Source organism: Streptomyces sp. ISL-10, from assembly GCF_018614575.1.
Lineage (GTDB): Bacteria > Actinomycetota > Actinomycetes > Streptomycetales > Streptomycetaceae > Streptomyces.
The window spans coordinates 118,831-130,887 of record NZ_JAGGOJ010000008.1 but is presented as its reverse complement, the minus strand read 5'-3'; the positions used below and the strand labels follow the sequence as shown (position 1 = coordinate 130,887).

General features: G+C 72.3%; 11 protein-coding genes. 5 read left to right on the top strand and 6 right to left on the bottom strand.

Features of this window, described 5'->3' with window-relative positions; translation table 11 throughout:
• Nucleotides 1-72: 72 nt before the first annotated feature.
• The 3 genes from J7E88_RS09470 to J7E88_RS09460 all read right to left on the bottom strand — a co-directional run bounded on the left by J7E88_RS09470 (nucleotide 73) and on the right by J7E88_RS09460 (nucleotide 4,362).
• Nucleotides 73-1,035 carry an NAD-dependent epimerase/dehydratase family protein gene (locus tag J7E88_RS09470; RefSeq protein ID WP_215179191.1) on the bottom strand — a complete coding sequence of 321 codons (963 nt, stop codon included), beginning with the start codon at nucleotides 1,033-1,035 and terminating at the stop codon, nucleotides 73-75.
• 669 nt (nucleotides 1,036-1,704) lie between these two features.
• On the bottom strand, nucleotides 1,705-3,021 hold the full coding sequence (locus J7E88_RS09465; protein ID WP_251022365.1) for an NAD-binding protein: 1,317 nt from the start codon (nucleotides 3,019-3,021) through the stop codon (nucleotides 1,705-1,707).
• 408 nt (nucleotides 3,022-3,429) lie between these two features.
• Complete coding sequence (locus tag J7E88_RS09460) at nucleotides 3,430-4,362, bottom strand: EamA family transporter (RefSeq protein WP_308307438.1); 933 nt, start codon at nucleotides 4,360-4,362, stop codon at nucleotides 3,430-3,432.
• 83 nt (nucleotides 4,363-4,445) lie between these two features.
• Between J7E88_RS09460 and J7E88_RS09455 the strand changes: the two genes are divergently transcribed.
• Together J7E88_RS09455 and J7E88_RS09450 are read left to right on the top strand one after the other, a co-directional pair.
• Entirely contained in the window at nucleotides 4,446-5,369 is a 924-nt protein-coding gene (locus J7E88_RS09455) for a LysR family transcriptional regulator (protein ID WP_215179189.1), read from the top strand.
• A 260-nt stretch (nucleotides 5,370-5,629) separates the two neighbouring features.
• Entirely contained in the window at nucleotides 5,630-6,640 is a 1,011-nt protein-coding gene (locus J7E88_RS09450; protein WP_215179186.1) for an oxidoreductase, read from the top strand.
• A gap of 47 nt (nucleotides 6,641-6,687) precedes the next feature.
• On the opposite strand, the gene J7E88_RS09445 is transcribed toward J7E88_RS09450, so the two are convergent.
• Nucleotides 6,688-7,335, bottom strand: a complete 648-nt coding sequence (locus tag J7E88_RS09445) for a phosphoribosyltransferase (RefSeq protein ID WP_215179184.1) — start codon at nucleotides 7,333-7,335, stop codon at nucleotides 6,688-6,690.
• A 215-nt stretch (nucleotides 7,336-7,550) separates the two neighbouring features.
• Between J7E88_RS09445 and J7E88_RS09440 the strand changes: the two genes are divergently transcribed.
• Nucleotides 7,551-8,663, top strand: coding sequence for a CapA family protein (locus J7E88_RS09440; RefSeq protein WP_215179182.1), 1,113 nt, complete (start codon nucleotides 7,551-7,553; stop codon nucleotides 8,661-8,663).
• Nucleotides 8,664-8,822: 159 nt separating this feature from the next.
• Nucleotides 8,823-9,686: a class II glutamine amidotransferase gene (locus J7E88_RS09435; RefSeq protein ID WP_215179180.1), complete on the top strand. Its 864-nt coding sequence runs from the start codon at nucleotides 8,823-8,825 to the stop codon at nucleotides 9,684-9,686.
• Between the two features lie 146 nt (nucleotides 9,687-9,832).
• On the opposite strand, the gene J7E88_RS09430 is transcribed toward J7E88_RS09435, so the two are convergent.
• Nucleotides 9,833-10,921, bottom strand: a complete 1,089-nt coding sequence (locus tag J7E88_RS09430) for a glutamate--cysteine ligase (protein WP_308307437.1) — start codon at nucleotides 10,919-10,921, stop codon at nucleotides 9,833-9,835.
• 223 nt (nucleotides 10,922-11,144) lie between these two features.
• A complete protein-coding gene (locus J7E88_RS09425; RefSeq protein ID WP_215179176.1) occupies nucleotides 11,145-11,510 on the bottom strand; it encodes a hypothetical protein in 366 nt (121 codons plus the stop codon).
• A gap of 199 nt (nucleotides 11,511-11,709) precedes the next feature.
• Here J7E88_RS09425 and J7E88_RS09420 point away from each other — a divergent pair, with 199 nt between their 5' ends.
• Complete coding sequence (locus J7E88_RS09420) at nucleotides 11,710-12,009, top strand: DUF3040 domain-containing protein (protein ID WP_215179174.1); 300 nt, start codon at nucleotides 11,710-11,712, stop codon at nucleotides 12,007-12,009.
• Nucleotides 12,010-12,057: the final 48 nt, after the last annotated feature.

Sequence of the window (12,057 nt, the reverse complement as noted above, 5' to 3'; positions counted from 1 at the left end):
GGGCCAGGCCTTTCGGCGGATCTGGGCGGAGCCGGCCGTGCTGTTCGGGGCGGTCGGAAGGACTCGGCCGGATCAGCTGTCCGTGTGGGCGCGGAACCAGGCGATGGTGCGCCGCAGACCTTCTTCCGCGGCGACACGCGGCTCCCACTGGAGCTTGTCGCGGGCCAGGGTGATGTCGGGGCAGCGCACGGCGGGATCGTCCGTCGGCCGTTCGATGAAGCGGATCTCCGAGGACGATTCCGTGAGCTCGATGACCAGGCGGGCCAGTTCCAGCATGGTGATCTCGTCGGGGTTGCCGATGTTGACCGGGCCGCGCATGCCATGGGCGGCCGCCGCCAGAATGCCTCGCACGGTGTCGTCGACGTAGCACAGCGAACGGGTCTGGAGTCCGTCACCGGTCACGGTGAGGGGCCGGCCGGTGAGTGCCTGCCGGACGAAGGTCGGGACGGCGCGCCCGTCGTAGCCGCGCATCCGGGGCCCGTAGGTGTTGAAGAGCCGCACGATCGCCGTGTCGATCCCGTGGGCGTCGTTCTCGGCGGTGGTCAGGGCCTCGCCGAAGCGCTTGGCCTCGTCGTACACGCTGCGGGGGCCGACCGGGTTGACGTTGCCCCAGTACCGCTCGTTCTGCGGGTGCTGCTGAGGGTCGCCGTAGACCTCGGAGGTGGAGGCGAGTACGAAGCGGGCCCCGGCACGGCGGGCGAGAGCGAGGGCGTTGCGCGTACCGAGGCTGCCGGCCTCCAGCGTGTGCAGCGGCAGTCGGAGATAGTCGGCCGGGGACGCGGGCGACGCGAAGTGCAGCACCAGGTCGGGCGGCCGGTCGACGGAGAGCGGCTCGGAGACGTTCGCCTCCACCAGGGTGAATCCGGGCCGGCCCCGAAGCTCGGATATGTTCTCGGGCCGACCGGTGCTGAAGTCGTCCACGCAGGTGACGGCGGTGCCCGCTGCCAGCAGCCCGGTGCACAGATGCGAACCGACGAACCCGGCACCGCCCGTGACGACGGCGTGCTCCCAGGTGTGCGGGAAGGCGTTGGCCATGTCCGTCTCCTCTGTCCATGGGTGTCCATGGGTGGCGGCGGCCGGGGCCGTCGCCGTGCCCGGGCGCGCTGAGCGCCATGGCGCGGGGGTTCCGGGCCGGCCGCGTGGCCGGTCGTGAAACCTGCGATCACCATGCCGGGTGCCGCCGCCCGAGGCACGACGGCGAGGCATTCGGATGAATTACGGTGCGTGAAGGCATACGCGACGAAGCGTCCCTTCTCCTGGTCCTCCCTGGTGTGCGTGACCGGTTGCCGGATGCGGTCACGGCTGGCTACCCGCCACGCTGTGGCGTTCAGGTGTCCAGAAAACGGCGATCCAGCCGGGCGACCGGTGAACAGCCGGGTCCGTGGTGGCCGGCGGTGCCCTCGGCGCACGGGAGGACGCGCCGTGACACTGGGTCAGTGCGGCGCGGGAACGGGCGTGATGTGCGCGCTCAGGCGCTCCCTGCCGGCGGCGCGGCAGAACGTCCGCACTCGCGACCGGCAGCCCGGCCGCGAGCCCGGCTCAGTCCTGGGCGTCGCCCGTGCGCTGCGGCGCCGGCTCCGGCCCGTCGTCGGCGGCGCACTGGGCCCGGTGGCCCTGCGGGCGGTCGCACCGGTCCGCGTGCGGCCATGGTGTGAAGCTGCCGTCGCCGCGTTCCACCAGGAGCCGCTTGTCGTGTGCGAGAACTCATCGCGGACGGAGCCCGGTCAGGGCGGCGGTCGTGTACGCGGCACTCAGGCCGCCCAGGTCGTGCACGATGCCGATCTTGAACAGCGAGCGGGTCTCCGCGATCGCCTCGTGGTCGCCCGCCCGCATGACGACGCGCAGTTCGGGCGCGACCGCCAACGCGGCCACGCTCACCGCGATGTTGTCCAGGTCGTCCGAGGCCACCGCTGCCAGCGCCTGTGCCTTGAGCAGGCCGAGCCGGCGCAGGACGAACCTGTCCTTCGCGTCGGCGACGACGACGGGCACCCCGAGCGCCCTGGCCAGACGCAGGTGGGGGGCCTGCGGGTTCCGCTCGACCGCGACCACGCCGACCCCTAGGGCCTGCAGCCGGGTGCACAGCCGCAGCCCCACCTGTCCGAGACCCACGACGACCACATGGCCCGCCCGGGGCAGGGCCCGTGGCCCGACGATGCCGACGGAGCGCGGGGCGAGCAGTCGGTCGATCATGCCCGCGGTGAAGACGGCGGCGAAGACCAGGGTGACGAGCATCGCGGCGATCGAGAACACGGCATACCCGACGTCCGGGCCGTGCAGGGACACGGGCCCGACGGTGGACACCGTGCGCGTCGCCTCGAAGAGCGCCTCGACCGGTGGCCGGTGGTGCAGCGCCACCAGCCAGGCCCAGTCCGACAGCAGGACGGCGAGCAGGCCGGTGAGACCGGTCAGCATGATGCGTGAACTGCCGTCGTGAGGCCTCAGTTGACCCCGGACCTTTCCGAGCACGGCCCTGCGTCTGAGGGACCGCGGCGGCCGGTAGGGCTCCAGGCGTACGCCCTCCCCCGTCCAGCGCGCGCCGGCGTGGCCCGATGCCGTGTGGGTGAGGGCCAGCAGGTCGGGCTGCAGGCAGGCGGCCAGCAGGACCGGTGCGGCGACGTCGGCCGGTGAGGTGACCTCGCAGTTGGGGACCACGCGAACGAGCTGTTCGGCGACGGTCCGGTCGAAGAGGGTGACCACCAGCTTGACGTGCGGACGGATGTGTTCGACGGCGAGTGCGTAGCGCAGGGACTCGGCGTCGTCGTCGAGCAGGACGGCGACACCGGCCACTTCCTCGTCGAGGGCCAGTCGGAGGTCTTCGTCGGTGGGCTGGGTGACGTGGTGGACGGCGTGCCCGGCCGCTTGGAGGGAACCGCACACCTTGCGTGCCACGTCGCCGCCGATCACGACGAAGCGTCGGCCGGGTGCACCGCTCTCGGGAAGCGGAGACCCGGCCGTGCGGTGTGTGCGTCCCTCCGCGCGGTCGCCGGTGCGGGAGGGTTCGAAATCGGTGGCTGAAGTCATGGGTCCGGTCGGGTCGCTGGGGAGAGCGCCGCAGGGCCCGTCGGACCGCGTTGCGGCGGTACGCCGAGGGGGCGGCCCCGGGAGCCGGGGCCGGCCGCGACCTCCGATAGAGGCGCCACAAGGCGGAGGATGAGCGCGGGGGTCGCCCTGACGCGTCGTCCGGTGTGTCTCCCGAACGTAGGAGGGCTCGTCGGACCGCACCACAGACAAATGTCAGACGCTCGACAGCCCCGGTCAGACAGATGCTCAAAGGCCGGGGCGGTTCCGGGCGGCCCGGCGGTCGAATCGCTCCGACCCCCCAGCGGCCCGTATCAACCTGTGCCTACGATCCGGACCGCCGTAACCCGGCAGTACCGGCTGGAGGCGCAGAAGCGCCGTGCCGCCGGCGCGGTCCCGCGGCCCGACCGTTCAGCGACGGGACTCGGCCCGTGTGGCGCCGATGCCCGCGGCGACGACCAGTGCCGTGCCGGCGATCTGCAGGACAGCGGGAGTCTGCGCGATGAGGACCATGGCGGCCAGCAGGCTGACGGCGGGTTCCAGGCCGGCCAGCGTGCCGTACGTGGCCTTGCCGATCCGCTGGAGCGCCTTCATCTCCAGCAGGAAGGGCAGGAGGGGCATGAGCACCGCGATGCCGGCCGCGGCGGCGGCCGTCTGCCAGGTCAGTGCGCCGAGCGCGCCCGGGGCGCCGAACGGTGCCGCGGCGACCGAGGCGACCGCGAGCGAGACGGCGAGCGCGTGCGGTGCGGACAGGCGGCTGCCGACGTGCGCGGTGCCGACGACGTAGAGCGCCCAGCAGGTGGCCGAGCCGAGGCCGAACAGGACGCCGATCAAACTGGTGGTACCGGTCCAGGGCGAGGTGAGCAGCACGACGCCGGCCGCGGCGAGCCCCAGCCAGGCCAGCTCCCTGGTGCGGTGGGACGCGAAGACGGCCACGGTCAGCGGGCCGAGGAACTCCAGTGCGGTGGCGGTGCCGAGCGGCAGGCGCGCGGCGGCCTCCGAGAACAGGAGCATCATCCCGGCGCTGACGACCCCGAGGAGGCAGGTGGCCAGCAGATCGCGTCGGGGAATCGTGCGCAGCCTGCGCCGCAGGGACCCGCCGGTGAACGCGATCAGGAGCACGGCCGCGAAGGTGAGACGCAGCCAGGTGGTGCCCGCCGGGCCGAGTGAGGGGAACAGCTCGGTCGCCAGAGCGCTGCCGGTGTGGAGCAGCAGCATGGCGACGAGGACGAGGGCCGGGCCGGACATCAGGCGGCCGGGCGCCGGCACCGGGCCCGTCGCGGCGGGAGCGGTGCCGTCGGCGACGAGCGTGGCGGTGGAGGCGGGATCGGTGGAGGCGGTCACCGGGACATTGCACCGGGAGCCATCTGTTTCTGTCCACGGGCCGAAGGTGGACCGAACGGCCACGATCAGTGGACAATCGCGGGATGACCGCGGAAGACCCCTCGCGCCTCCCCGACCTCGGGCGGCTGAAGCTTCTGGTCGAGCTGCACCGTCTCGGCACCATGGCCGCCGTCGCGGCCGGTACCGGCTACGGCACCTCGGCCGTCTCCAAGCACCTGGCGGTGCTGGAACAGGAGGTCGGTGTGCGGCTGCTGACCCCGGACGGCCGCCGTGTCCGGCTCACACCGGCCGGTGAACGCCTGGTCGAACACGCCGTCGGCATTCTCGCCGCCGTGGAGGAGGCCCAGTCCGAGCTGCGCGGTACGGCGGACCCGGTGGGCCGGGTGCGCCTGGCGAGCTTCTTCACGGCGGTCGAGCCGGTGGTCCTGCCGGCGCTGGCCCGCCTGCGGGCGCTGTATCCGCGGGTCGTGGTGGAGGTGTACGAGCACGAGCCGGAACACACGGCACACCTGCTGCGCTCGGGGGGCGTCGACCTGGGGGTGGTGTACGACTACAGCCTGGTGCCGCGGGTGGTGCCGGCGGAGCTGAGTGTCCGGCAGTTCGAGGAACAGCCTCTGTACCTCGCCGTCCCCGCCGGGCACCCCGACGCGGACCGGCCGGTCGCCGTGTCGGAACTGGCGGAGTTCGCGGCCGTGGGCTGGATCGCCAACTCCCGCGGAACGGACGACGACGAACTGGTGCAACGCGTGTGCGCCATCGCCGGGTTCGTTCCGCGCATCGCCCACCGCGTGGACAGTCTCAGCCTGGTCAACTCTCTCGTGGGAGCCGGGCTCGGGGTGGCGCTGCTGGCTCGGTCGGGAATCGAACGGCACCGTACGGACGTCGCCTTCCGTCCGCTCGACCCGGTGGCGGGTCTGCGCCGCAGTTTCCTCCTCGCGCGCGCCGGCCAGTGGTCGTGGCCGCCCATCGCGGCCCTGGCGTCGGCGATCGCGGACAGCCCCGCATGACGCGCGGGCGGTTGAAGCTCGGTTCTCCCCCTGGCTTCGCCGGGGGCAGCCCAACGGTGCGTTCTCAGCGTGGGTCGACGGTCGATCGTGCTCGGCTTCCCCCAGACTTCGTCCGCGGGTGCCCCCACGTTCCTCGCAGCCTCCGCGCGTTCTCCCTCTCAACACTCGCGCGCCCCTTCGGCTCACTCGCTCCCCGGGCCGCTGTCTGCTGTGAGCAGATTCCAAGGACCCATGGCCGACGGCAGTGCTTGGGTGGCCGAATGGAGATCTTGATTCTGGGCGGTACGGCATGGCTGGGACGGGAGATCTCGCGGCAGGCTGTGGCGCGAGGGCACCGGGTGACGTGCCTCGCCCGCGGGGAGAGCGGCCCCGTGGCTCCCGGCGCGACCCTCGTCGCCGCCGACCGCGAGGGCCCGGAGGCGTACGAAGCGCTGCGCGACCGCGCATGGGACGCCGTCGTCGAGGTGTCCTGGCAGCCGGGCTTCGTGCGCGAGGCGCTGTCGGCCCTGGGGGACCGGGCCGGTCACTGGACGTACGTCTCGTCGGTCAGCGCCTACGCGTCCCACGCCGTGCGGGACGCCGACGAGTCGACGGAGCTGCTGGCCGCGGCGGACGGGAGCCGGGCGGGCCGTGAGCAGTACGGAGAAGCGAAGGTCGCCTGCGAACAGGCTTCGCTGACCGCCGTGGGCGACCGGCTGCTGATCGCACGAGCCGGTCTGATCGGCGGGCCGGGCGATGCCAGCGGCCGCTCCGGCTACTGGGTGGCCCGCGCCGCGCGGGACCCCGAGGGCCCCATGCTCGTACCCGACGACCCGGCGTCCGCGACGCAGGTGGTCGACGTGCGGGACCTCGCGTCGTGGCTCCTGGACACGGCGGAGGCGGGGACCACCGGAACGTATGACGCCGTGGGTCCTGTCGTGCCGTTCGGGGGGTGGCTGGAGCTGTCCCGTGCCGTCGGCGGGCACACCGGACCGGTGGTCGCCGCCTCTCCGGGATGGCTGCGCGCACGGGAAGTGGCCCAGTACATGGGGCCCGAGTCGCTGGCGATGTGGCTGGACGAACCGGGCTGGGAAGGGTGGTCGGCCCGCAGCGGCGGCGCCGCCCGGGCCGCGGGGCTGCGTCACCGCGACCGCAGGGATCTGCTCGCCGACACCCTCGCCTGGGAACGCACGCAGGGGCTGAACCGCACCAGGCGCGCCGGTCTCGGCGCCGCACGCGAACGCGAACTGCTCGACGCCCTGGACCGCGCGGCGGCCCCGGGGACGGACTGAGGCGACGGGCGGGCGTGTACGCCCGGTGGCACGTCGCGCAGTAGCCCCTAGCCGGTCATGCGCTGTGCCGCCTGCTCAAGGCACTCCACGACCTCGCTGTCGTCGGTCTGCGCGAAGTCGGCGTAGAACTGGCCGATCGCGAAGAACTCCCGCGGGGTGCCCAGGCAGACCAGGTCGTCCGCCTCCTTGCCGAGCCGCGAGGTCCAGTCCTGCGGCGCCACGGGGACGGCCACCACCAGCCGTGCCGGTCCCCTGGCGCGGGCGATCCGGCACGCGGCGCGCGCGGTCGATCCCGTGGCGATCCCGTCGTCGACCAGCACGACGGTGCGGCCCTCGACCGGCACCGGTTGCCGTTGCCCCCGATAGCGCCGGGCCCGCTCCTCGAGCACCACCTGCTCGCGCGCCTCGACCTGCGCCAGGTCCTCGGGAGCGACCCGGGCGCCGCGCACCACGTCATCGTTGATGACCCGTACACCGCCCTCACCGATCGCGCCCATGCCGAGTTCCGGCTGGTACGGCACTCCGAGCTTGCGCACCAGGCACACGTCCAGTGGCGCATTCAGCGCCCGGGCGACCTCCGCCGCGACCGGTATCCCGCCTCTGGGCAGGCCCAGCACCACCGGCTCGTCCCGTTCGAACTCCTTCAGCCGGGCGGCCAGTTGGCGTCCGGCGTCGCGACGATCCACGAAGAACACGATCGGTCTCCTTGTCCGGCCCCGGCCGACCCCCTTGCCATTCTCGTCCCGGCCACGCGTCACCGCCGCTGGGCGGCCTCTGCCTGCCGGGATCCACCCCTGGGCGGCCTCCGACTGTCCCGGATCCACCGCTGGGGGCTCCTCTGCCCGGATCCGGGCAGAGGAGGGACGCCCGGTATGCCACCGCGGCGGGCGGCAGCGATACGGTGGAGGTCATGGGCGGTGACCTCGTCACACTGTTCCTCAGCGGTGATGTGATGCTCGGCCGCGGTGTCGACCAGATCCTTCCGCACCCGGGCGATCCGGCACTGTCCGAGCCGTACATCAAGGACGCGCGCGCCTACGTGAAGCTGGCGGAAGCGGTGAACGGAACGATCCCCCGGCCGGTCCCGTTCTCCTGGCCCTGGGGCGACGCGCTGCCGGTGCTCGACGCCGCCGCACCCGATGTGCGGCTGCTGAACGTCGAGACCTCCATCACCGTGAGCGACGACGAGGCGTCCGGCAAGGAGGTCCTGTACCGGATGCATCCGGCCAATCTGCCCTGTCTGACGGCCGCCCGCCCCGATGTCTGCGTCCTGGCCAACAACCATGTCCTGGACTACGGCAGGCGAGGACTGGAGGAGACGCTCGCGGCCCTGGCGGACGCCGGCCTGCGCACGGCGGGCGCCGGACGGGACCTGGACGTCGCCCGGCGGTGCGCGAGCGTCCCTCTCCCCCGCGGCCGCCGGGTGCTCGTGGTCTCCCTCGGCATGGAGTCCAGCGGTGTCCCGTCGGACTGGGCCGCCACCGCACGGCGCAGCGGGGTCCACTTCGCGGCCGAGCCGTCGCCCGCGGTGGCGGCGGAGGTGACGGCTCGGCTGTGCGAGGCGAAACGGCCGGGCGACGTGACGGTGGTGTCCCTCCACATGGGGTCCAACTGGGGCTACCGGCTCCCCCGTGACCAGGTGCGCTTCGCCCGCGCACTCGTCGACGGCGGTGCGGACATCGTGCACGGGCACTCCTCGCACCATCCCCGGCCCGTGGAGGTGTACCGCGGCAAGCTCGTCCTCTACGGCTGCGGTGACCTGATCAACGACTACGAGGGCATCGGCGGCTACGAGCGCTACCGGGACGACCTGCGTCTGCTCCCCATCGCCTCGGTGGATCCCGCCACCGGCGCTCTTCACGAGCTGCGGGTCACGCCCCTGCAGGCGCGGCGGATGCGGCTGGGGCATGCGTCCGCCGCCGACTGCCACACCGTGCACGAGGTGCTGAGCCGGATCAGCCACGGCCTGGGCGTCCGTATGCATGCCGAGCCGGACGGCTCGGTCACGGTCCGGCCCTCCTGAGCACGGCCTGTGCCGCCGCGGTCCCGCATGGCGATCACCGATGACGACGCGTGATGATGGAACCTGCGTGTGCAACGGCACTCCGGCTGCCCGAAGGACCGGACGCCCGGAGCGATGCGCGTCCCGCGTCCGGCGCGGGCGGAGAGGGGAAGGGCCCAGATGTGCCGATGGCTTGCCTACTCGGGAACCCCGGTGCTCCTCGACTCCGTTCTGTACCGCCCCGCGCACTCGCTCATCGACCAGAGCCTGCACTCCAAGATGGGCGTCGAGACGACCAACGGCGACGGTTTCGGCATCGGCTGGTACACGCCCGGCATCGACACCCCGGCCGTCGTCAGGGAAACCGGGCCGGCGTGGAACAACCGCAATCTGCGCGAGATATCGGCCCACGTCCGCTCCCATCTGTTCTTCGCGCACATACGCGCGTCGACCGGTTCGGCCATCCAGCAGACGAACTGCCACCCCTTCCGCCACGGGCGCTGGCTGTGGATGCACAACGGCGCGATCACCGACTTCCACCGGCTGCGACGGGACCTGTGCCTGCTCATCGACCCGAAGCTGTTCGCCGACATCGAGGGGTCGACCGACTCCGAGGTCATGTTCTTCCTGGCGCTGACCTTCGGCCTCGACCAGGACCCGCCGGCCGCCATCGCGCGGATGGCGGGGCATGTGGAGAGCCTGGGCCGCCGGATCGGCGTGGACTACCCGCTCCAGATGACCATCGCGGTGACCGACGGAGATCGGCTGTGGGCCTTCCGCTACTCCAGCGAGCGCCGGTCACGGTCGCTGTACTACAGCGCCGAGGTGGAGACCCTGCGGGCGCTGCACCCCGATCTGACGTTCCTGGAGGGGATGTCCGACGAGACACGACTTGTGGTGTCCGAGCCGCTCAGCGGCCTGCCCGGCGCGTGGAACGAGGTCCCCGAGTCGAGTTACGGCCTGGTGCGCGGGGGCTCGGACTTCCTGCAGCCGTTCGTCCCGACGGTGGACGGCGGCGAAAGCGCGAACCGTGCGGTGCGGTGACGCCCGAGCACACCGCGCGGCGACGCCCGCACGTCAGCGGACCACGCCCTACGGTGACATCACCGGACCGCCGCACGGGCGACGCCCCCACCCCACCGGACCATGCCGTTTTCGGTGACGTCACGGGCCGCGCCGCGACGGCCACCTCACGCACAGGTCAGGCGTACGCATTCGGCGACCATCGTCCGCAGGCTTCCCGTGCGGGCCAGCATCTGCCGCTGGGCGCGTGAGCCCGTACCGTGCCTGAGCACGTCGGCCAGAGCCGCCTTCGCGTGCGGCAGGTCACCGGTGTCCTCCAGGGCGTCGCGTACATGCTCGAACAGTGCCCGGACCACCACTTCGGCCGGTGCGGGCCGCATGGTGGCCGGGTGGACGAGCTGGTCCTCCAGACCGGAGCGGCCCGCGCGCCACGCGGCCAGCCGCAGCATGCCCACGCTGTGGCACGAAGGGGGCTCACCGGCCCGCCACTGGCGGGCGGCGGTCTCCACCAGGCCCCGCACGAGCGTGGCGAGGAGGACCGTCGTGGCCGGGTCCAGGCAGACGTCCGCGACGCGGACCTCGACCGTGGGGTAGTTGCGCGAGAGCCGCGCGTCGAAGTAGATCATCCCCTCGTCGCGGAGCACCCCTGTGCTGATCATGGACCGCACCTGCTCGTGGTACCGGTCCGCGGAACCGAAGATCTCCACCGGTCCGGCCGACGGCCACCGTCCCCAGACCCGGCTGCGATAGCTGTGGTAGCGGCTGTCCCGCCCTTGCCAGAACGGGGAGTTGGCACTCAGCGCGAGCAGGATGGACAGCCAAGGACGGATCCGGTCGAGAACGGCGACGCCTTCCTCGTCGGACTCCACCGACACATGGACGTGGCAGCCGCAGGTGAGCTGTTCCTGGGTGGTGAGTCCGTACTGCTCCTCCATCCACTGGTACCGCTCGCCGCCCGCGATGACCGGATCGACGGGGAGCGGGGAGGTCGCCAGCGCGGCCACGCCTGCACCCAGGTTCTCCGCGCGGCGCATGGCCTCGGCCCGCCAGCGGATGATGTCCTTCGCCAGTTCGCCCATGTCCGTCTGCGGCCGGGTGGCGAATTCCAGCTGCTGACGCTGCAGCTCCGCCATGAAGGCGTCCTTCTCGCCTCCGGCCGCGTGTGAAGCGGCCAGTACGGCGTGGGACAGCGCTCGCGGTTCACCGGAGGCGACGTCCACGAGCAGGAGTTCCTCCTCCACTCCGACACTGCGCACGATCACTGCCCTTCTGGCAGGCGGGGCAGTTCGGCCCGCCTCCCGGGAGCGGCACCAGGCCGCGCCGCACTCGTCGCGGCGTATCCGGTGTAATCCCTTTGCCCTCAAAAACGCACCTGATGCCCGTCCCGGCGTGCCGGTCCGCACAGCGGTGCCGCACCGCCCGCGCCGTCCGCCGTGCCTGGTGACAGCCTCGCCCAGACAGGCTCCTGGCACCCAGGTCTCATGCGTCGTCCGTGTCGTCGAACCCTTCGGCCCGCAGTGCGAGCTCGCGCAGGACGTCGGCGGAGGTGACATCCTGCCGGCCCGCGTCGTGCACCTCGGCCAAGGTCACGAAGGCGACGGTGAACGCTCCGGCGAGCTGCTGGATCGCGTCTCCGAGCTCCTGCCCGATGATCTGGGCGATCTCGACGGCGTTCGCATCCGAGGGCACGCGGACGCTGGGCAGCGTCTCGTTCAGGAGGGCGGTGACGACGTCCGCCTCCTTGTCGATGTCATCGCGTGCCACGTCCTCCTCCAGCAGCCGCTGCCATTCACAGGCCTGGGTGAGAATGCCGATCACATGCCGGAGTACCTCGCTCTGCTGCATGGCGGGAGCATAGGCGTCCCTCCCGCCCGTCGCCCGGTCCGTCCTGGCCGAGTCGGGGCGCTCCCGGCGCGGGCGCGCGGGCCCTGTCGCGGGTAGTCTCGGGATTCGGAGCACCATCCGTTGTCCAGGTCCGGACACCGGGCCGAAGGACTCACAGCCGGTCTTCCCACTACCCGTTCCCGAGAACCAGGTGGTCGGAATGAATCCGTCGATGGACGACCGCCGCGCCTTCGCGGAGATCGAGCGCTGGCTCGCCCAGGACGATCCGGAGCTCGTCTCGCGCATGGACGCGCTGAACGGGCAGTTCGGCGAGGTGAGAAGCGAGACGCAGGACGAGCCCCGGCAGCGTGACTGGCGGTGGGTGGCCGCGCTGGTGTTCGCGGCGGTGGCTCTCCTCGGGCTGATCCTCACCGCGGTGCTCATGGCGCCGCCGGCACCGAAGAGCGATGTCAGCCCGCCGATCGGGCGTGCTCCGGCCGTGTCCGTGCACGCGCGATGACGCGCGGAGTCCGCGCGGGCGGCGCTCAGCGCACGAGAGGCCGCTGTG

Bases quoted from the DNA above. Each gene is read 5' to 3' on its own strand.
- J7E88_RS09435 (WP_215179180.1), top strand. From the start codon at position 8,823: ATGTGCCGATGGCTTGCCTACTCGGGAACCCCGGTGCTCCTCGACTCC.
- J7E88_RS09425 (WP_215179176.1), bottom strand. From the start codon at position 11,510: ATGCAGCAGAGCGAGGTACTCCGGCATGTGATCGGCATTCTCACCCAG.
- J7E88_RS09420 (WP_215179174.1), top strand. From the start codon at position 11,710: ATGAATCCGTCGATGGACGACCGCCGCGCCTTCGCGGAGATCGAGCGC.
- J7E88_RS09465 (WP_251022365.1), bottom strand. From the start codon at position 3,021: ATGACTTCAGCCACCGATTTCGAACCCTCCCGCACCGGCGACCGCGCG.
- J7E88_RS09440 (WP_215179182.1), top strand. From the start codon at position 7,551: ATGGGCGGTGACCTCGTCACACTGTTCCTCAGCGGTGATGTGATGCTC.
- J7E88_RS09470 (WP_215179191.1), bottom strand. From the start codon at position 1,035: ATGGCCAACGCCTTCCCGCACACCTGGGAGCACGCCGTCGTCACGGGC.
- J7E88_RS09450 (WP_215179186.1), top strand. From the start codon at position 5,630: ATGGAGATCTTGATTCTGGGCGGTACGGCATGGCTGGGACGGGAGATC.
- J7E88_RS09455 (WP_215179189.1), top strand. From the start codon at position 4,446: ATGACCGCGGAAGACCCCTCGCGCCTCCCCGACCTCGGGCGGCTGAAG.